The following is an 18,054-nucleotide window of genomic DNA, read 5'->3' as shown; positions in this document are numbered from 1 at the left end:
GTTCCCCGCCGTCACGCGATCGCGGGCAGCTTCTCCAGATGCTTCTCCAGCGTGATCGGATAGTCGCGCACGCGGACCCCGGTGGCGTTGTAGATCGCATTGGCCACCGCCGCGCCCACGCCGCACAGCCCCAGTTCGCCGACGCCTTTGGCCTTCATCGGATTGGCCTTGTCGTCCGCCTCGTCGAGGAACACGACCTCCTGGTGCGGGATGTCGGCATGGACCGGCACCTCGTAGCTCGCGAGGTCGTGGTTGACGAACAGGCCGAAGCGTTCGTCGACCGCCAGTTCCTCCATCAGCGCGCTGCCGACGCCCATCGTCATCGCCCCGATCACCTGGCTGCGCGCCGACACCGGATTGATGATCCGCCCGGCGGCGCACACCGCCAGCATCCGCCGGATGCGGGTCACGCCGGTATAGGCGTCGACCGCCACCTCGACGAAATGCGCGCCGAAGGTGGCGAAGGCGTACTGCTTGTCGAGCGCGCCGAACTCGATCTTGTCCTCGGCGCTCAACTCGCCCGCGTCGCCGAGCGGCACCGAACGCCCGCCGCCCGTCACCCGGCCGTCCGCGAACACCGCATCGCTGCCGAGGCCGAGCTTCTGCGCGACCTGCGCCCGCAGCGCCACGCACGCGGCATAGACGCCCGCCGTGCTGTTGGGCGCACCCCATTGCCCGCCCGACCCTGCCGACACCGGATAGGCGGAATTGCCCAGCCGCACCTCGACCGCATCGACCGGCACGCCCATCATCTCGGCGGCGGTCTGGGCGATGATGGTGTAGCTGCCCGTGCCGATGTCGGTCATGTCGGTTTCGACCACGATCCGCCCGCCCGTCAGCCGCACCCGCGCGCCCGAGGTACGGTTGACGTGGTTGCGGAATGCGGCGGCCATGCCGACGCCGCGCAGCCACTTGCCGTCGCGCACCTGCCCCGGCTTCGGATTGCGCTTCGCCCAGCCGAAGCGCTGCGCACCCTCGGTCAGGCAGCGGACCAGCTGGCGCTGCGAGAACGGCTTCTTCGGATCGGCGGGATCGACCTGCGTATCGTTCCGGATGCGGAACTGCACCGGGTCCATGCCCAGCTTTTCCGCCATCTCGTCCATCGCGACTTCCAGCGCCATCATCCCCGGCGCCTCGCCCGGCGCGCGCATCGCATTGCCCTCGGGCAGGTCGAGCACCGCGAGGCGCATCGCCGCCAGCCGGTTCGCGCCCGCATAGAGCAGCTTGGTCTGGTTGACCGCCGCTTCGGGGCCGCCGTCGGGCTGATCGCCCGACCCGCTTTCATGCGCGATCGCGGTGATCGTGCCGTCGGGGGTACAGCCGATCCGCACGCGCTGCCGCGTCGCCGGGCGGTGGGTGGCGTTGTTGGCCATCATCGGCCGCGCCATCGCGATCTTGACCGGCCGTTTCGCCGCCTTGGCACCCAGCGCCGCCAGCACCGCATCGGCGCGCAGGAACAGCTTTCCGCCGAACCCGCCGCCGATATAGGGCGATTGCAGCGTGATCTTCTCCCTGGGGATACCCAGCGTCCTGGCCAGGTCGCCGCGTCCCCAGTCGATCATCTGGTTCGACGTCCACAGCGTCAGCCGGTCGCCGTCCCACCGCGCGGTGGAGGCGAACGGCTCCATCATCGCATGGCTGTGATCGGGGGTGGTGTATTCCGCGTCGAGCTTGACCGGGGCGGCGGCATAGGCCCCCTCGAAATCGCCGACCCGCGCCTCGGGCTTGCCGTCGTCGCCTGGGGCCGGCGCGGCGGACTTCAGCCCTTCCTCGAGGCTGAAGCGCCCCTTGGCCCGGGCATAGTCGACCCGGACGAGCGCCGCTGCGGCGCGTGCCTGCTCGAACGTCTCGGCGACGACCACCGCCACCGCCTGATGATAATGATCGACCGCAGGCCCGGCGAGCAGCCTGACGGTGTTCATCCGCCCCTTGCCCAGCGGCCCCGCGCTGTCGGCGGTGACGATCGCCAGCACGCCCGGTGCCGCGCGCGCGGCGGAGAGGTCGATCGAGCGGATGCTGCCCTTGCCGATGCCCGCGCCCACGATCACGCCATAGGCGGCATCCGGCACGTCGCGCGCATGTTCAAAGGCATAGGGCGCGACCCCTGAAACCTTCTTGGGTCCGTCGATGCGCGCGCGGGGGCGGCCGACCACCTGTTGCCGGTCGATCGGATTGGGTCCGGCGGGGGTTTCAAACTTCATCGGATCACCCCTTCGCCTGCGCGATGACGGAGGCCAGCGCGCGCGTCGCGAGCGGCAGCTTGAACGCATTGTCCCTGGTCGGCGTCGCGCCCTCGAACGCGCGCGCGGTGACGGCGGCGGCGCCCTGCGGCAGCAGCGCGTCGGCTTCCTCGACCCGCCACGGGCGCGGGGCGACGCCGCCGAACGCCACCCGGCCCGTGCCGTCGCGCTGGATCACCGCCGCGACCGACACCAGCGCATAGGCATAGGACGCCCGGTCGCGGACCTTTTCATAGAAATGCCTGCCGCCGATCGGTCTGGGCAGCGTCACGGCGGTAATCAGCTCGCCCGGTTTCAGCACCGTGTCGAGATCGGGCCGGTCGCCCCACAGCCGGTGGAAGTCGGCGATCGGGATGGCGCGGCCCTGCCCCTGCCCGTCGATCGTCTCGACCACCGCGTCGAGCACCCGCATCGCGACGGCCATATCACCGGGAAAGGTCGCGATGCACTGGTCCGACACGCCGATCACGCCCAGCTGCCGCGAATAGCCGCCGATCGCGGCGCAGCCCGACCCCGGCCTGCGCTTGTTGCACGCCATGTTGGTGTCGTAGAAATAGGGGCAGCGGGTACGTTGCAGCAAATTGCCCGCGGTCGTCGCCTTGTTGCGCAACTGCCCGCTCGCCCCCGCGACGATCGCCCGCGTCAGCACGCCATAGTCGCGCCGCACCCGTTCGTGGCTGGCCAGATCGGTGTTGCTGACCAGCGCACCGATGCGCAGGCCGCCGTCCGCCGTCTCCTCGATCCGGTCGAAGCCCAGCTCCTGCACGTCGACCAGATGGGTCGGCGTCTCGATCTCCAGCTTCATCAGGTCGAGCAGGTTGGTGCCGCCCGCGATGAACTTCGCGCCGGGTCGGCTGGCGACCAGCTGTGCGGCGGCGCGGGCGTCCTTCGCCCGCTCATAGGTGAAGGCCCTCATGCGCGTGCTCCCGCGACATCGGCGATCGCTTCGGCGATGTTGGAATAGGCCCCGCAGCGGCAGATGTTGCCGCTCATCCGCTCGCGCACCTCCATGTCGGTGGGCGTAGGTCTGGCGGTCAGGTCCGCCTGCACATGGCTCGGCACGCCGCGCCTGATTTCATCGAGCACCGCCACCGCCGAACAGATCTGCCCCGGCGTGCAATAGCCGCACTGGTATCCGTCGTGCCGGACGAACGCCGCCTGCATCGGGTGCAGCCTGTCCGGGGTGCCCAGCCCCTCGATCGTCGTCACCCGGTCGCCGTCGTGCATGACGGCGAGGGTCGGGCAGCTGTTGATCCGCTTGCCGTCGACCAGCACGGTGCAGGCCCCGCACTGGCCATGGTCGCAACCCTTCTTGGTGCCGGTCAGTTGCAGATGCTCGCGCAGCGCGTCGAGCAGCGTCGTGCGCGGATCGAGCGCCAGTTCGCGTGTTCGCCCGTTGACGGTCAGCCGCACGTCCATCGTCGGCACCGGTGCCGCGGCGGCGGGCGCCATCGGCGCGGCCCCGGCGGGTGCGGCGGCCAGCGCGGCGGTCGCCGCACCGCCTGCCAGCAGGCCGCGGCGCGACAGTTCGAATTCGGGCAGCTCTGCCATGGGGTTCTCCAGACGGGCGGGCGGACGGACGATCCGCACCATGCCTGCGGATGCAGGCCCAGCCCAGCATAACCTTCGGAAGCGCGTTTCGGGTCCGTGCCGGTTGCGTAACGGCACGAAGCGGACCATTCCCCCGGCTTGCCGCATTCGCTAGCGGCTGATCCGACACAGTCGGATCGGGGCGGCACCAGCCCGCTCCCCCACCCGGCCACCCATCGGGAGTACCGGGTGGGGGAGCGGGCTGGTGCGGCTTCCACGCAAGTGGATTAGACTATAACCGATCGCATCAGACAAGGAGCTGCCCCATGGAAACCGTCTCCACCGCCCGCGCCCATGGCGGCACCCAGGGCGTGTACCGCCACGCCTCGACCGCCACGGGCGCGACGATGACCTTCTCGCTCTACGTCCCGCCCCTCGAACCGGGGCAGCGCGCGCCGCTGGTGTGGTATCTGTCGGGGCTGACCTGCACCCATGCCAATGTCACCGACAAGGGCGAGTATCGCCGCGCCTGCGCCGAACTCGGCCTCGCCTTCATCGCCCCCGACACCTCGCCGCGCGGGGACGGCGTGCCCGACGATCCGGAGGGCGCATGGGATTTCGGCCTCGGCGCGGGCTTCTACGTCGATGCGACCGAGGAACCGTGGTCGACCCATTACCGCATGCGATCCTATGTCGAGGACGAGCTGCCCGCGCTGATCGCCGCCGGGTTTCCGATGATCGATTGCGCGCGCACCGCGATCATGGGCCATTCGATGGGGGGCCATGGCGCGCTGACCATCGCCCTGCGCAACCCCGACCGCTTCGCCTCGGTCAGCGCGTTCGCGCCGATCGTCGCGCCGTCGCAGGTGCCATGGGGCGAAAAGGCGCTGGGCGGCTATCTCGGCGACGACCGCTCGGGCTGGCGCGGCGCGGACGCGGTGGCGATGATCGAGGACGGGATGCGGGTGCGCGACCTGCTGGTCGATCAGGGCGACGCCGACTCGTTCCTGTCCGAACAGCTCCGCCCCGAACTGCTCACCGCCGCCTGCGAGACGGCAGGCATCCCCTGCACGCTACGGATGCAGCCGGGCTACGACCACAGCTATCACTTCATCTCGACCTTCATGGAGGACCACCTGCGCTGGCATGCCGAACGGCTCGGGTAGGTTCGATCCGGCATTCGGCGATCGCCCCCTCCGTCATTCCCGCGCAGGCGGGAATCCATTGCCGCCGACGTTTCGGATCGGATCGCCACGCCCGCGCATATGGGCTCCCGCCTGCGCGGGAGTGACGATCAAGGATCATCGGCTGCCAGCCGTCATCCCGACGCAGGCCGGTTTGACGGCAACGGCTACGCCGCCCGCGCGTCGATCAGGTCGAGGACATCGCCGATCAGCGCCCGCATCGCCGCACGCGCGCCCACCGGGTCGCGCGCGGCGATCGCGTCGGCCACCGCCGCATGCTGTTCGACGCTCGCCGATCGGCCGACGATCGTGTTGGTGAAGCGGATCGAGGTGCGAAGCGCCGTCGCCACCATCTCGCGGAACTGGGCGTAGAAAGGGTTCTTCGCCGCCAGCAGCACCGCGACATGGAAGTCGATGTCGGCATCCAGCGGATCGTCCTCCCCCCGCTCCGCCGCCGCCATCCGGGCGAGCCCCGCCGCGACCGCCGCATGGTCCTGCGCATCGCCCAGCACCGCCGCCAGCGCCGCCGCCTCCGGCTCGATCGCGACGCGGAGCTGGTTGAACTGGCGCAGCAGCTCGACCGAGAACTGCCGGTCGAGCAGCCAGTGCAGCACGTCGGGGTCGAACAGGTTCCATGCCGATGCCGGGCGCACCACCGTTCCCTGCCGCGGGCGGGCGCTCACCAGCCCCTTGGCGGTCAGCATCTTCACCGCCTCGCGCGTGACCGACCGGCTGATCCCGTGGGTCCGCGCGATCTCCGCCTCGGTCGGGAAGGGCCGCGCGTCATATTCGCCGGTCACGATCGCCCGACCCAGCAGGTCGAGCGTCGCGCGTGTCAGATTCCCCCCCGGCATCCCGCTCATCCGCGTCGCCATTTCCGTTCCTTATGCACCGCGTTCCGGCTTCTTCACTGGACAAGCCGTATTCGTCGTATAATTGTCCCGCCCCAATACCGCCATATGCGGGCTGAGGGGGGATTTCCATGCGCCTGTCGACGATCGATCTGATCGTGGTCATCATCTACGCGATCGGCATCTTCGGTCTTGCGCAATGGGTGAGCCGCGACAAGGGGGGCCGGGAAAAGGACTCCTCCGACTATTTCCTCGCGTCCAAGTCGCTGCCGTGGTGGGCGATCGGCGCATCGCTGATCGCGGCCAACATCTCGGCGGAACAGATCGTCGGCATGGCGGGATCGGGCTATGCCATCGGCCTCGCCATCGCCTCCTATGAATGGATGGCGGCGCTGACGCTGCTGATCGTCGGCAAGTTCTTCCTGCCGATCTTCCTGCGCAACGAAATCTACACGATGCCGCAGTTCCTCGAACAGCGCTACGGCCCGTCGATCCGCACGCTGATGGCGGTGTTCTGGCTGGCGCTGTACGTGTTCGTGAACCTGACCAGCATCATCTGGCTCGGCTCGATCGCGGTGACGCAGGTGGCGGGCGTGGACCAGACGGTGGCGCTGGTCGGCCTCGGCCTCTTCGCCCTCCTCTACCAGCTGCGCGGGGGCCTCAAGGCGGTGGCGCTGACCGATATCGTGCAGGTCACGCTGCTGGTGTTCGGCGGCCTCACCATCTCCTACCTGACCCTGTCGCAGATCGGCGGCGACGGCGGGGTGATCGGCGGCTTCCACGAACTGACCCGGCGTGCGCCCGAGAAGTTCGACATGATCCTCTCCGCCGACAATCCCTTCTACAAGGATCTGCCCGGCCTGTCGGTGCTGATCGGCGGCATGTGGATCGCGAACCTCAGCTACTGGGGGTTCAACCAGTATATCATCCAGCGCGCATTGGCCGCCAAGTCGCTGCCCGAGGCGCAGAAGGGGATCGTGTTCGCCGCGTTCCTCAAACTGCTGATGCCGCTGGTGATCGTGGTGCCGGGCATCGCCGCCGTCGTCCTCGCCCCCGATCTCGCCAAGCCCGACGAGGCGTATCCGACGATGATGCGGCTGCTGCCCTCGGGGCTGCTCGGCCTCGTCTTCGCGGCGCTGATCGCGGCGATCATCGCCTCGACCGCGTCCAAGATCAATTCGATCGCGACGATCTTCACCCTCGACCTCTATGCCAAGCGCACCAGCGAGAGCGGGGCGATGGACAAGGCGATGGAACGCAAGCTGGTCCGCATCGGCCGCATCGCCGCCAGCGCCGCGATCGGAATCGCGATCGTCGCCGCCAGGCCGCTGCTCGGCGGCGCGGAACAGGCGTTCCAGTTCATCCAGGAATTCTCGGGCTTCTTCACGCCCGGCATCACCGTGATCTTCCTGCTCGGCCTGTTCTGGAAACGCGCGAGCGAGGCCGGCGCGATGACCGCCGCCATCGCCTCGGTCGTGCTGTCGTTCCTGATGTGGATCGACTGGAACACGATCGCCACGATGACCGGCATCAGTGCGATCGCCCAACTGGCGGTCCTGAACGCCATTCCGTTCATGAACCGGATGCTGATCGTGTTCTTCGCGTCGCTGCTGCTCGCCATGGCGGTATCGATCGCGAAGCCCGGCGCATCGGGACGTGACCGGGTGCAGACCGGCGATGTGTCCTATGCGACCTCGACCGGCTTCAACGTGGCGGGCGTCGGCGTCATCCTGATCCTCATCGCATTGTACGCGACATGGTGGTGAGCCCGTTCATCGCCATCGACTGGGGCACGACCAACCGCCGCGCCTACCGGATCGAGGACGGGCGCATCGCCGCCACCGTCCGGTCGCCGCACGGCGTGTCGGCGATGGCGGCGGGCGACTATCCCGCCGAGCTGGCGGCGATCCGCGCGGAGCTGGGCGACCTGCCGGTGCTGATGGCGGGCATGGTCGGATCGACCATCGGCTGGCGCGTCGCCCCCTATGTCGAGGTGCCCGCCGGGATCGAAGCCATCGCGGCGCATCTGGCATGGATCGACGATCGCACCGCCATCGTGCCCGGTCTGTCGTTCAAGGACGGCACCCGCGGCGACGTGATGCGCGGCGAGGAAGTGCAACTGCTCGGCGCCGCGCTGGCGGGGCAGGTGCCCGCCGACGCGCTGCTGTGCCAGCCGGGCACGCACTGCAAATGGGTCGAACTGCGGGGCGGCCGCGTCACCGGCTTCACCACCGCGATGACCGGCGAGCTGTTCGCGCTGCTCAAAGGCAACGGCGTGCTCGCCCCGCAACTGACCGCCCCGGTCGAGGCCGACGACGCCTTCCGCGACGGCGTGCGCGAGGGCGCGAAGCGCGACCTCGCCGCCAGCCTGTTCGGCATCCGCGCCGCGCACGTCCTCGGCCTCCGCCCCGAAGCACAGGCCGCCTCCTATGCCAGCGGCGTGCTGATCGGCGGCGATGTCGCCGCGCGGATCGAGGCCGGACAGGCCGTGCAGCTCGTCGCCGACGGCGCGCTCGCCACCCTCTATGCCACAGCGATCGACACGCTGGGCGGTCGCGCCGTCACCACCCCCTGCGAGGATGCGTTCGTCGCCGGGATCACCCGTATCCGGGAGTTGTCCGCATGACCCACCGCGAATCGTTCGACGCCGCCTTCGCCCGCTGCCCGCTGGTCGCGATCCTGCGCGGGGTGCAGCCGCACGACGTGGAAGCGATCGGCGACGCCCTCCTCGACGCCGGGTTCACCATCGTCGAGGTGCCGCTCAACTCGCCCGACCCGTATGAGAGCATTACCCGCCTGTCGCAGCGGCTCGCGGGCTATGCCGCGGTCGGCGCGGGCACGGTGCTCACCGTCGAGCAGGTCGATCGGGTCGCCGCGGCGGGCGGCACGCTGATCATCTCGCCCAACGCCGACACCGCGGTCATCGCGGCGGCGGCGGAGCGCGGCCTCGTCGCCATGCCCGGCATCGCCACCCCGACCGAGGCCTTCGCCGCGCTGGCGGCAGGCGCGGCGGCGCTGAAGCTCTTCCCCGCCGAAGCCGCCAGCCCCGCCGTCCTGAAGGCGATGCGCGCCGTCCTGCCCCGCGACGTGCGGATGCTGCCGGTCGGCGGGATCGTCCCGTCGGTGCTGGAGGATTGGCACAAGGCGGGCGCGGCGGGCTATGGCCTCGGCTCGGCGCTGTACGTGCCGGGCATGGACGCCGCGACCGTGGGCGAGCGCGCACGGGCGTTCGTCGCGGCATGGCGCGCGCTGGCGGGCTGACCGCCGGCGGCGGCTACAGCAGCAGCCAGTCGTTCCGGTTGCGCTTCACCTCGCCCCCGCCCTGCCGCCGCGCCCGTTCGGTCTGCGCGGTGTAGCGCACGTCCTCGTCGCGGTCGGTCAGGAATCCTTCGAGCGATTCGTCGTCGATCTCGGTCCATTCGCGCCCGCGATCGGGGCCATAGCGCACCCGCGGCAACAGCCCCGGTATCCGCGACCATTCGACCAGCTGCGCGATCGACGCCTCGTTCAGCATGTCGCGCAGGTGGAAGGCGGTGACATAGGCGTCGGGAAACGCCCGGTGCGCAGGCAGGCCGCGTTCATGCTCCATGCCCTGCGGCTTGCGCCAGTAGCGCAGCATCTGGTTCGAGAAGCCCGGCGAATCGGGCCACAACCTGAGCGCGCATTTCCAGGTGCAGATCCAGTCCGCGCCGTGCGTCAGCTGCGCGGTGCAGAATTTCTGCTCGAAATCCGCCCGATGCGCCGCCAGCGCGATCCGCCGGGGATAGGGATCGAGCACCCGCCGCGCGATATCCTGCCAATAGGGCGCGTCGGCCACCTGTTCGTCGAGGATATGGTGCACCGCCTGCGTCACCGGCGGGATCGGGCGGCCCGGATTGACGAAATGCTGCCCGCCCTCGCCGATCAGTTCCCAGCGCCCGTCCTCGCCCAGCGCCACGTCCTGCCAGCCGACCTCGCACACGCCGTGCGCGGGCGGAGCCTGCCCCGTGGTTTCGAGGTCGATGACGCGGATGATCTGCGGCTGGGCCATGGGGTGCAGATGGCGATAGTCGCGCGGAAAAGCCAGCCTGTGCGGGACGAGAGGGATACGCCGATAGCGAACAGCTGCGTGCCGTATCCCCGCGCAGGCGGGGATCCAGTGCCACAGGCGCGACTGTCGTGCCGGGCAACCCCGGCCCCCCGCCTGCGCGGGGGTACGAAGCCTGTGCCTACCCCCGCGTCACCCCCGACAGCGCCAGCTGCCCGTCGATCTCCGCCAGCAACCGTGCCAGCCCCTCCGCCGTATAGGCCTCCGCCCGCGCGGTCAGCATCTCCTGCGTGTTCGACGCGCGCAGCAGCCACCAGCCGTCCGCCGTCGTCACCCGCGCGCCGTCGGTCCGGTCCACCGCCACCCCCGCCGCCGCCAGCCGGTCGAGCACCTCGTCGATCACCGCGAACTTGCGCGCCTCCGCTACGGAGAAGCGCAGGTCGGGGGTGTCGTGCAGCTCGGGCATGGCCCCGCGCAGCTCGGTGAGCGTCCGTCCCGACCGGTGCACCGCATCGATCAGCCGCACCGCCGCGTACAGCGCGTCGTCGAACCCGTAATAGTCGTGCGCGAAGAAGATATGCCCCGACATCTCGCCCGCCAGCGGCGCGTCGGTCTCGCGCATCTTGGTCTTGATCGGGCTGTGGCCGGTCTTCCACATGCACGGCGTCCCGCCCAGCTCGGCGATCCGGTCGAACAGCGTCTGGCTGGCCTTCACGTCGGCGATGATCGTCGCGCCGGGCAATTCGCGCAGCACCGGCTCGGCAAGGATCGCGAGCAGCTGGTCGCCCCATATCACCCGCCCCATGCCGTCGACCACGCCGATCCGGTCGCCGTCGCCGTCGAACGCCACTCCGAAATCGAGCCGCTTGTCGGCGACGAGCCGCTTGAGATCGGCCAGATTGGCTTCTTCGGTAGGATCGGGATGATGATTGGGAAAATTGCCGTCCACGTGCGTGAACAGCAGATGATGCTCACCCGGCAGGAGCTGGACCAGCTTCTCGACCACCGGCCCGGCGGCACCGTTGCCGGTGTCCCAGCCGATGCGATAGCTGCCCCCGGCATGGCCCGCCATCAGCCGCGCGACATACTCGTCGAGGACGACATGGTCCGAAACGGTGCCGTCGCCCGCCGCCCAGTCGCCCGCCGCCGCAACCTGCGCCAGATGCTGGATATCCTCGCCGAAAAACGGCCTGTGCTGCAGCATCATCTTGAAGCCGTTATCGTCGGCGGGATTATGGCTGCCGGTTATCTGGATGCCGCCGTCCACCTCCAGCATCGCCTCGGCATAATATAGCATCGGCGTCGGCCCTAGCCCGATGCGCACCACGTCCACCCCGCCCGCGGTCAGCCCCGCGACCAGCGCCGCCTCCAGCGCGGGCGAGGACAGCCGCCCGTCGCGCCCCACCGCCACCCGCGTGCCGCCCGCGCGGCGCACGATCGTGGCGAAGCTGCGCCCGATCGCCCCGGCATCCGCCACGTGCAGCGTCCGCCCGAACACGCCGCGAATGTCGTATTCGCGCAGCACGCCGGGATCGAAACGATGCGACATGTCGGTCACTCCGCCATGGGGGTTCAGTGGCGCAACCGCCCGAGCAGCACGTCGCGCGCCGCGTTGATCCGTCGCGCCAGATCGGCCGATCCGCCGCGATCGGGATGCACCGCCTGCATCAGCCGCTTGTGCGCCGCACGGATTTCCGCGACTCCCGCGCCCTTGTCCACGCCGAGGATCGCGCGCGCCTCCGCCTCGCTGCCCACCGCGCGCGGCCTGGCGCGCAGCCACAGCCAGAAGGCGAGGATCAGCGCGACGACGAGGATCAGCTTGACCATGATCGCTCAGGCAGCGGTGGCGGACGCGGTTTCCGGCAGCGACAGGCCGCTCATCATCTCGCGCAGTTCCTGCCGCGCGGCGACATGCGCCAGCCCCATCTCGCCGAATTCGCCCCGGTCGAGCATGGTCAGGCCGGAGGGGAACATCTCGCGATAGATCACCCGTTCCGACAATCCCGGCACGGTGCGGAACCCCACCCGCTTGGACAGTTGCGTGATCGCCTCCGACACGCGGCGCATGTTGCGCGCCTCGATATGCTGCAACCGGTTGCGCAGCACGACCCAATCGATGGTGGTGCCGTCGGCGCGCGCGCGGTGCTTGCGCGTCTCCCAGATCAGCTCGGAATAGAAGCTCGGGCGCGTCACCTTGAACGTATCGGGATCGACATGGCCGATCAGGTCGAAATCGACGAAGCTGTCGTTCATCGGCGTGACCAGCGTGTCGGCGTTGGTGACGGCGATCCGCGCGAAGCGATCGTCGCGGCCCGGCGTGTCGATCACGAGGAAATCGGCATCCTCGGTCAACTGCCCCAGCAGGTCGTTGAAACGGTCAAGGCTCTCGCCGTCATGCGTCTCGTGAATCGGCATCGGCAGCGTGCGCCCGGTGCGCAGCATCGTGTCGCGCCGGTTGTCGAGATAACGGCCCAGCGTGCGCTGGCGATGGTCGAGATCGAGGCACGCGACCCGCGCCCCGCGCGCCGCCAGCGCGATCGCCACATGCACCGCCGTCGTCGACTTGCCGGTCCCGCCCTTTTCGTTGGCGAACACGATGACGTGCAGCCGATCCGCGCCTTCGTCCAACTTTACGCCCATCCTTGTTGAAACGCGGCGACTTGCCCCATAGAAGCCGCTCCCCCGTCCATATCGAAGGGCCATCGGCCGTGCAAATTATCCGTCGGTTGGAGGCGCTTCGCGAGGCGCTCGACCTCTATGCCCATGCCGGAGAGGCGGTCGCGCTGGTCCCGACCATGGGCGCGCTGCACGCCGGGCACATGGCGCTGGTCGATGCCGCGCGCCGCCGTGCCCCGCGCGTCGTCGTCTCGATCTTCGTGAACCCGAAGCAGTTCGGCCCGAACGAGGATCTCGCCCGCTATCCAAGGCGCGAGGCGACCGACGCGCAGATGCTGGGCGATGCCGGGGTCGATATCCTGTGGGCACCGGCGGTCGAGGAAATGTACCCTGCGGGTTTCGCCACCAACGTCTCGGTATCGGGGGTGAGCGACCTGCTCGACGGCGCGCATCGCCCCGGCCATTTCGACGGGGTGGCGACCGTCGTCGCCAGGCTGTTCGGGCAGGTGCGCCCCGTCGCCGCCTTCTTCGGCGAAAAGGATTTCCAGCAACTGGCGGTGGTCCGCCGCATGGCGACCGATCTCAACCTCGGCGTCGAGATCATGGGCGTGCCGACCCAGCGCGAGGACGACGGCCTCGCCCTCTCCTCGCGCAACATCTACCTCGACGAGGGCGAGCGCGCCCGCGCCGTGGCGCTCCCGCGTGCGCTGGGCGAAGCGGCCCGCGCCATCGCGCGCGGCGACGATCCGGCGGGCGCGATCGCGACGGCGACGGCGGCGCTCGCCCGCGCCGGGTTCGATCCCGATTACGTCGCGCTGGTCGATGCGGAGACGTTCGCCGATCCGGTCCGCGGCCGCCCCGCGCGGCTGCTGGCGGCGGCGCGCATCGGCACGACGCGGCTGATCGACAATGTGGCGGTGACGTTCGAGTAGCGTCCGAGCCACAGGCGCAGGATCGTACTCCCGCGCAGGCGGGAGTCCAGGGTCACGCAGGTCGCCCCCCCCGACCCCGTTCGTTCCGAGCGAAGTCGAGGGACGTGCCGCACGCGCTGCCTGCGGTGTCTCGACTGCGCTCGACACGAACGGCGGCGGCGGCGCGGATCACCCCCCTACCGCACCAGCATCCACAGCCCCATCGCCACCATCAGCAGATTCTCGGTCAGCGACACGAACCCCAGCGGCACGTTGCTGTTGCCGCCGACGCAGGCGCATTTGAGCGAGCGCTTGTCGATATAGACCGCCTTCACCACCGACACCGCGCCGATCGTCCCGATTACCAGCGCCACCGGCACCGCCACCCACAGCAGCGCGCCCGCCAGCATCAGCAATCCGGCCAGCCCCTCCGCCCACGGATAGACCCATGCATAGGGCACATACCGCTGCGCCAGCAGGTCGTAGTTCAGGAACCCGTTGGCGAACCCCTCGACATCGCGCAGCTTCTGCAAGCTGAGCAGACACATCGCCATCGCGACGAACCATTCGCCCGCGCGGGGGGTCAGCATGCTGCCGAACGCGGCGTGACTGGCCGCCAGCGCCATCGCCGCCGCCATGCCGAAGATCGCCGCGACCGGCGCATAGGTCGTCGCCCTGGGATCGCGGACCTTCAGCCCGAAATGGCGGCGCAGGTCGTCGTGCCCGCCGATCCGTACGCCGTCGATGAAGGTCTGCGGCGTGGTCCTGACGCCATGCTCGGCCTTGAAGGCGTCCACCTCGGCGCGGGTGGTCAGGTGGCGATCCTCGACCGCGAACCCCTGCCGTCGCAGCAGGTCCAGTGCCCGCCTTCCGAACGGGCAGACGTGATCGGGCATCACCATGCGGTAGAGGGTGGCGGTTCGGGGAGGTGTCGCTCGCATGCCCACCGATATGGGGACCGCCGGGCGATGATTCGAGCGCTGTCCTACAGGGGCATGGATCGGCTACCGCGTATGTCCAGACACAAACCCGTTCGTGCTGAGTAGGGACTGAGCGAAGTCGAAGGCCCGTATCGAAGCACCTGTCTCTGACGGTCCTTCGATACGCCATTTCGGCGAGCTCAATGGCTACTCAGGACGAACGGGCAAGCCCCCCGGCAGCGCGCCGGTCTTGACAAAACCGCTCTTTCCTATCGTCGACTCCCGCCTGCCGTACGCGGATCGCTTTGCGATCCGCTCGCAAGAACAACCTCACGAGTGTAAAGTTCGTAAACTTTGGCGCTGCGCAACGCCCCGCCGCGGGCAAAGCCCGCGTCGTCGGACGGCGCTTTTCGCGCCGCCGGCCGGGCGCGCCGCGTGCGGCGCGGTGCAGCTTCGCTGCACCTCGCCCGGCGCTATCCGCTATTCCGCAGCGCCGTCGCGATCGCATTGATCGACAGCAGGATACCCTCGCCGATCCGCGCATCCTCCTCGCCTGCGCGGTGGCGCTTGAGCAGTTCGATCTGGAGCAGGTTGAGCGGCTCGATATAGGGCGTGCGCAGCCGGATCGACGCCTCCAGCGCCGGGCTCTTCTCCAGCAGCCGCGTCTGGCGCGTCACCGACAACAGCCCGTCGTGCGTCGCCTGCCACCCCGAACGGATGCGCCCGAAGATCGCCTCGGACAGCGCCTTGTCCTCGACGAGGCCCGCATAGCGCGCCGCCACATCCATGTCGGACTTGGCGAGCACCATCTCCATGTTCGCCAGCGTCGCGGCGAACAGCGGCCACGCGCTCGCCATCTCGCGCAGCAGACCCTTGTCCTCGAACCCCTGCAAGGCCGCACCGACCCCGTACCAGCCCGGCAGCATGATCCGCGCCTGCGCCCAGCTGAACACCCATGGGATCGCGCGCAGATCCTCGATCGCGTCGGACTTCTTGCGGCTGGCCGGGCGCGATCCGATCTTGAGCCCCGCGATCTCGGCGATCGGCGTCGCCTGGCGGAAGAAGCGGGTGAACCCCTCGGTCCCGTACACCAGGTCGCGGTACGCGCGGAACGCGGTATCCGACAGCCTGTCCATCGCCGCGGCGAAGCGCGCCGCATCGGCCTCCGCCAGCAGTTCGGGTTCGAGGCTGGCGAGCAGCGTCGCCGAGGTCATCGCCTCGAGGTTCGTGACCGCGCTCTCGCGCGTGCCGTATTTGGCGGCGATCACCTCGCCCTGTTCGGTGATACGGATGCGGCCCTGCACCGTATCGTGCGGCTGCGCCCGGATCGCGGCGAACGACGATCCGCCGCCGCGCCCCACCGCGCCGCCACGCCCGTGGAACAGCTGCATGCCGATGCCCGCTTCCTCGAACACCGGGGCGAGCGCGGTCGATCCCTTCGACAGCTGCCACGTCGAGGTGAGATAGCCGCCGTCCTTGTTGGAGTCGGAATAGCCGATCATCACTTCCTGATGGCCCCGCCCGCGCGCGATCGCCGCGACCTCGGGCAGCGCCAGCCACTTCGCCATGATCGCGGGCGCGGCTTCGAGATCGGCGACCGTCTCGAACAGCGGGATCGCCATGATATGCGCCTGCGGCTCGGCGCCCGGCACGTACAGCCCGCTTTCCTTGAGCAGCAGATGCACCTCGAGCAGGTCGGACACCGACTGCGCCATCGACACGATGTAATGGCGGATGCAGGCGCGGCCATAGCGGGCATGCGCCTCCGCCGCCGCCTTCAGGATCGCGAGTTCCGACGCGGTCTGCTCCGAATAGGCGGCATAGGGGCTGACCAGCGGGCGCGGGCTGTCCAGCTCGCGCCGCAGCAGCGCGACCCGCGCGTCCTCGTCCAGCGCGGCATAGTCCGCCTCGACGCCCGCGACCTTCAGCAGTTCGGCGACCACGCCCTCGTGGATCACGCTGTTCTGCCGCATGTCGAGCGTGGCGAGGTGGAAGCCGAACGTCTCGACCGCGCGGATCAGCCGCCCGAGCGCCCCGCCGGTCGACAGCGGGCCGTTGCCCTGCTGCACCAGCCCGCGCGCCAGCGTGGCGAGGTCGGCGCGGAACGCCGACGGATCGGGATAGGGCTCGCCGGTCAGGTTGCCAGGACGCGGCGCGGGCTTGCCGGTCAGTGCCAGATGCGTCGCGGCGAGGCGGGCATAGATGCCGCTGATCGCCCGGCGGAACGGCTCGTCGGCGCGGCTCGCGGCATCGTCCCCGCTCCGGTCGGCCAGCGCGGCGATCGCCTCGTCCACCGCGACATGCTCGGTCGAGATCGACAGTTCCGCCCCCAGCGCATGGAGCTGGTCGAGATAATAGCCGAGCACCGCCTCCGCCGCCTTCGCCAGCGCCAGCTTCAGCGCGGCGGCATCGACGAAGGGATTGCCGTCGCGGTCGCCGCCGATCCAGCTGCCGGGCTTCAGGAACGACGGCGGACGCTCGCCCAGCACCCGTTCCCACCGGGCGTAGAGCGCGGGCAGCGTCGGCAGGAACACGTCGCGCAGATAGCTGAGCGCCGTCTCCACCTCGTCGGCGACGTACAGCCGTTCGCGGCGCAGCACGCGCGTCTGCCACAGCAGCGCGATCTGGCGCAGGATCGCCTCGTCCACCCGGTCGCCCTCGGGGGTTTCGTGCGCCCCCCGGTCCTTCAGTTCCATCAGGTCGGCGATGCGGTTCTTATGGTCGATCATCGACTTGCGCCGCACCTCGGTCGGGTGCGCGGTCAGCACCGGCGCGATCAGCGCATGGTCGAGCAGCGCGCGGACCGCCTCCGCGCCGATCCCCTCCGCCTTCAGCTTCTGGACCGCGGTCGCCACGTCCGCCCCCGGCTCGGCGGCGATCCCCTGCCGGTCCTCCGCCAGATTGGCGAGCATGGAGAACAGCATGAACCCGCGCACGAAGGCGATCGTGTCGTCGAGGCTGAGGCTGTCCAGCCCCAGGTCGATCGCATCCGCCCCCGCCACGCCGCGATGCCGGTCGACCGAGGTCGAGCGGATATGCTCGATCCGCTTGAACAGCGCCTCCCCGCCATAGGTGCGGATGACGTCGCCGAGCAGCCGCCCGAGAAAGCGGATGTCGGGATTGTTCGTGATGGGGGGCAGAGTCGTCATGGACACACTTGCTGCAATGCGGAAAAGCCCCGGTCAAGGCAGGACGCCATGTCGCTGTCCAAAGTTCCGCTTGGCTGGTAAGGGGGCCGCCACCCGGCTGGTTGATGAGGAACCGACGCATGACGACTCCCCCGATGCTATCCTGGTTGCAGATCTGGAGCGACGCCGCCAGGACCGGCCTGCGCTTCTGGGAAACGATGGCCGCCTCCGCCGTGGTGATCGACCGGCGCATGCCGCTGATCGATGCGGGCATGCGCAATCCCTTCACCGCCGACCATGTCGAGCTGACCGGCATGGTGACGGAGAAGGCCCATGCCTTCGCCAAGGCGGGCGATTCGCTGGCGAAGGACATGGCGGCGATGCAGGGGCTGTGGTTTCAGACGTGGCAGGACGCATGGTCGCTCGGCACCTCGGGCCGCCTGCCCTCGCCGCGGCAGATGGCGGCGCGCAGCGACCGGGCGATGCGGCTGACCGAGAACATGATCGGCGCGGGCGGACGCGCGCTCGCCCCGATCCATGCCAAGGCGACGGCGAACGCCAGGCGACTGGGCGGCAAGCGCTGAGATAGCGGACGCCGGTCTTTACGGCGGCGCAACGGCTTCCCATCTTCCCCGGCACGAGGGGGG

Annotated in this window: 16 protein-coding genes; 6 read left to right on the top strand and 10 right to left on the bottom strand. The window is 69.5% G+C overall.

Annotation, left to right across the window (positions count from 1 at the left end):
- Positions 1-11: 11 nt before the first annotated feature.
- The 3 genes from paoC to paoA are packed head-to-tail and all read right to left on the bottom strand — an operon-like array spanning position 12 to position 3,791.
- Positions 12-2,201, bottom strand: a complete 2,190-nt coding sequence (gene paoC / locus ABLE43_RS05640; protein ID WP_348977503.1) for an aldehyde oxidoreductase molybdenum-binding subunit PaoC — start codon at positions 2,199-2,201, stop codon at positions 12-14.
- 4 nt (positions 2,202-2,205) lie between these two features.
- The gene (locus ABLE43_RS05635) at positions 2,206-3,156 is read right to left on the bottom strand and encodes an FAD binding domain-containing protein (RefSeq protein WP_348977502.1); all 951 of its coding nucleotides are present in this window, start codon (positions 3,154-3,156) and stop codon (positions 2,206-2,208) included.
- Complete coding sequence (gene paoA, locus ABLE43_RS05630) at positions 3,153-3,791, bottom strand: aldehyde dehydrogenase iron-sulfur subunit PaoA (protein WP_348977501.1); 639 nt, start codon at positions 3,789-3,791, stop codon at positions 3,153-3,155. The genes ABLE43_RS05635 and paoA overlap by 4 nt, the downstream gene beginning before the upstream one ends.
- Positions 3,792-4,096: 305 nt before the next feature.
- Here paoA and fghA point away from each other — a divergent pair, with 305 nt between their 5' ends.
- The gene (fghA, locus tag ABLE43_RS05625) at positions 4,097-4,936 is read left to right on the top strand and encodes an S-formylglutathione hydrolase (RefSeq protein ID WP_348977500.1); all 840 of its coding nucleotides are present in this window, start codon (positions 4,097-4,099) and stop codon (positions 4,934-4,936) included.
- A gap of 185 nt (positions 4,937-5,121) precedes the next feature.
- Here fghA and ABLE43_RS05620 read toward each other — a convergent pair whose 3' ends face one another.
- Positions 5,122-5,829 (bottom strand): FadR/GntR family transcriptional regulator, encoded by a 708-nt coding sequence (locus ABLE43_RS05620; protein ID WP_348977499.1) that lies wholly within the window; start codon positions 5,827-5,829, stop codon positions 5,122-5,124.
- Positions 5,830-5,936: 107 nt separating this feature from the next.
- Here ABLE43_RS05620 and ABLE43_RS05615 point away from each other — a divergent pair, with 107 nt between their 5' ends.
- From ABLE43_RS05615 to ABLE43_RS05605, 3 genes are read left to right on the top strand one after another with little or no spacing between them, the layout of a single operon-like run.
- On the top strand, positions 5,937-7,571 hold the full coding sequence (locus ABLE43_RS05615; RefSeq protein WP_348977498.1) for a sodium/sugar symporter: 1,635 nt from the start codon (positions 5,937-5,939) through the stop codon (positions 7,569-7,571).
- A complete protein-coding gene (locus ABLE43_RS05610; protein WP_348977497.1) occupies positions 7,562-8,431 on the top strand; it encodes a 2-dehydro-3-deoxygalactonokinase in 870 nt (289 codons plus the stop codon). Before ABLE43_RS05615 ends, ABLE43_RS05610 begins: the two co-directional genes overlap by 10 nt.
- Positions 8,428-9,066 carry a 2-dehydro-3-deoxy-6-phosphogalactonate aldolase gene (locus tag ABLE43_RS05605; RefSeq protein ID WP_348977496.1) on the top strand — a complete coding sequence of 213 codons (639 nt, stop codon included), beginning with the start codon at positions 8,428-8,430 and terminating at the stop codon, positions 9,064-9,066. The genes ABLE43_RS05610 and ABLE43_RS05605 overlap by 4 nt, the downstream gene beginning before the upstream one ends.
- A gap of 13 nt (positions 9,067-9,079) precedes the next feature.
- On the opposite strand, the gene ABLE43_RS05600 is transcribed toward ABLE43_RS05605, so the two are convergent.
- The 4 genes from ABLE43_RS05600 to ABLE43_RS05585 form a co-directional block, all read right to left on the bottom strand.
- Positions 9,080-9,835: an exonuclease domain-containing protein gene (locus ABLE43_RS05600; RefSeq protein WP_348977495.1), complete on the bottom strand. Its 756-nt coding sequence runs from the start codon at positions 9,833-9,835 to the stop codon at positions 9,080-9,082.
- Positions 9,836-10,013: 178 nt separating this feature from the next.
- Positions 10,014-11,381 carry a phosphoglucomutase/phosphomannomutase PgmG gene (gene pgmG / locus ABLE43_RS05595; RefSeq protein ID WP_348977494.1) on the bottom strand — a complete coding sequence of 456 codons (1,368 nt, stop codon included), beginning with the start codon at positions 11,379-11,381 and terminating at the stop codon, positions 10,014-10,016.
- Between the two features lie 23 nt (positions 11,382-11,404).
- Complete coding sequence (locus ABLE43_RS05590; RefSeq protein WP_348977493.1) at positions 11,405-11,659, bottom strand: DnaJ domain-containing protein; 255 nt, start codon at positions 11,657-11,659, stop codon at positions 11,405-11,407.
- Positions 11,660-11,665: 6 nt separating this feature from the next.
- The gene (locus ABLE43_RS05585; protein ID WP_425475230.1) at positions 11,666-12,460 is read right to left on the bottom strand and encodes a division plane positioning ATPase MipZ; all 795 of its coding nucleotides are present in this window, start codon (positions 12,458-12,460) and stop codon (positions 11,666-11,668) included.
- A gap of 80 nt (positions 12,461-12,540) precedes the next feature.
- On the opposite strand from ABLE43_RS05585, the gene panC reads away from it, so the two are divergent.
- A complete protein-coding gene (panC, locus tag ABLE43_RS05580; protein ID WP_348977491.1) occupies positions 12,541-13,380 on the top strand; it encodes a pantoate--beta-alanine ligase in 840 nt (279 codons plus the stop codon).
- A gap of 176 nt (positions 13,381-13,556) precedes the next feature.
- On the opposite strand, the gene ABLE43_RS05575 is transcribed toward panC, so the two are convergent.
- A complete protein-coding gene (locus tag ABLE43_RS05575; protein WP_348977490.1) occupies positions 13,557-14,300 on the bottom strand; it encodes a MauE/DoxX family redox-associated membrane protein in 744 nt (247 codons plus the stop codon).
- A gap of 452 nt (positions 14,301-14,752) precedes the next feature.
- Positions 14,753-17,428, bottom strand: coding sequence for a phosphoenolpyruvate carboxylase (ppc, locus tag ABLE43_RS05570; RefSeq protein WP_348977489.1), 2,676 nt, complete (start codon positions 17,426-17,428; stop codon positions 14,753-14,755).
- 119 nt (positions 17,429-17,547) lie between these two features.
- Between ppc and ABLE43_RS05565 the strand changes: the two genes are divergently transcribed.
- The gene (locus ABLE43_RS05565) at positions 17,548-17,991 is read left to right on the top strand and encodes a hypothetical protein (RefSeq protein ID WP_348977488.1); all 444 of its coding nucleotides are present in this window, start codon (positions 17,548-17,550) and stop codon (positions 17,989-17,991) included.
- The last annotated feature ends 63 nt before the right edge of the window (positions 17,992-18,054 follow it).

The sequence above is a fragment of the Sphingomonas silueang genome (assembly GCF_040049155.1).
Classification (GTDB): Bacteria; Pseudomonadota; Alphaproteobacteria; order Sphingomonadales; family Sphingomonadaceae; genus Sphingomonas; species Sphingomonas silueang.
The sequence above is the reverse complement of the archived record's forward strand: the minus strand, read 5'-3'. Positions and strand labels throughout refer to the sequence as shown.

Coding starts and splice junctions, on each gene's coding strand:
- ABLE43_RS05575 (WP_348977490.1), bottom strand. CDS start 14,300: ATGCGAGCGACACCTCCCCGAACCGCCACCCTCTACCGCATGGTGATG.
- fghA (WP_348977500.1), top strand. CDS start 4,097: ATGGAAACCGTCTCCACCGCCCGCGCCCATGGCGGCACCCAGGGCGTG.
- ABLE43_RS05620 (WP_348977499.1), bottom strand. CDS start 5,829: ATGGCGACGCGGATGAGCGGGATGCCGGGGGGGAATCTGACACGCGCG.
- pgmG (WP_348977494.1), bottom strand. CDS start 11,381: ATGTCGCATCGTTTCGATCCCGGCGTGCTGCGCGAATACGACATTCGC.
- ABLE43_RS05590 (WP_348977493.1), bottom strand. CDS start 11,659: ATGGTCAAGCTGATCCTCGTCGTCGCGCTGATCCTCGCCTTCTGGCTG.
- ABLE43_RS05600 (WP_348977495.1), bottom strand. CDS start 9,835: ATGGCCCAGCCGCAGATCATCCGCGTCATCGACCTCGAAACCACGGGG.
- ABLE43_RS05605 (WP_348977496.1), top strand. CDS start 8,428: ATGACCCACCGCGAATCGTTCGACGCCGCCTTCGCCCGCTGCCCGCTG.
- ABLE43_RS05610 (WP_348977497.1), top strand. CDS start 7,562: ATGGTGGTGAGCCCGTTCATCGCCATCGACTGGGGCACGACCAACCGC.
- ABLE43_RS05615 (WP_348977498.1), top strand. CDS start 5,937: ATGCGCCTGTCGACGATCGATCTGATCGTGGTCATCATCTACGCGATC.
- ABLE43_RS05565 (WP_348977488.1), top strand. CDS start 17,548: ATGACGACTCCCCCGATGCTATCCTGGTTGCAGATCTGGAGCGACGCC.
- paoA (WP_348977501.1), bottom strand. CDS start 3,791: ATGGCAGAGCTGCCCGAATTCGAACTGTCGCGCCGCGGCCTGCTGGCA.
- ABLE43_RS05635 (WP_348977502.1), bottom strand. CDS start 3,156: ATGAGGGCCTTCACCTATGAGCGGGCGAAGGACGCCCGCGCCGCCGCA.
- paoC (WP_348977503.1), bottom strand. CDS start 2,201: ATGAAGTTTGAAACCCCCGCCGGACCCAATCCGATCGACCGGCAACAG.
- ppc (WP_348977489.1), bottom strand. CDS start 17,428: ATGACGACTCTGCCCCCCATCACGAACAATCCCGACATCCGCTTTCTC.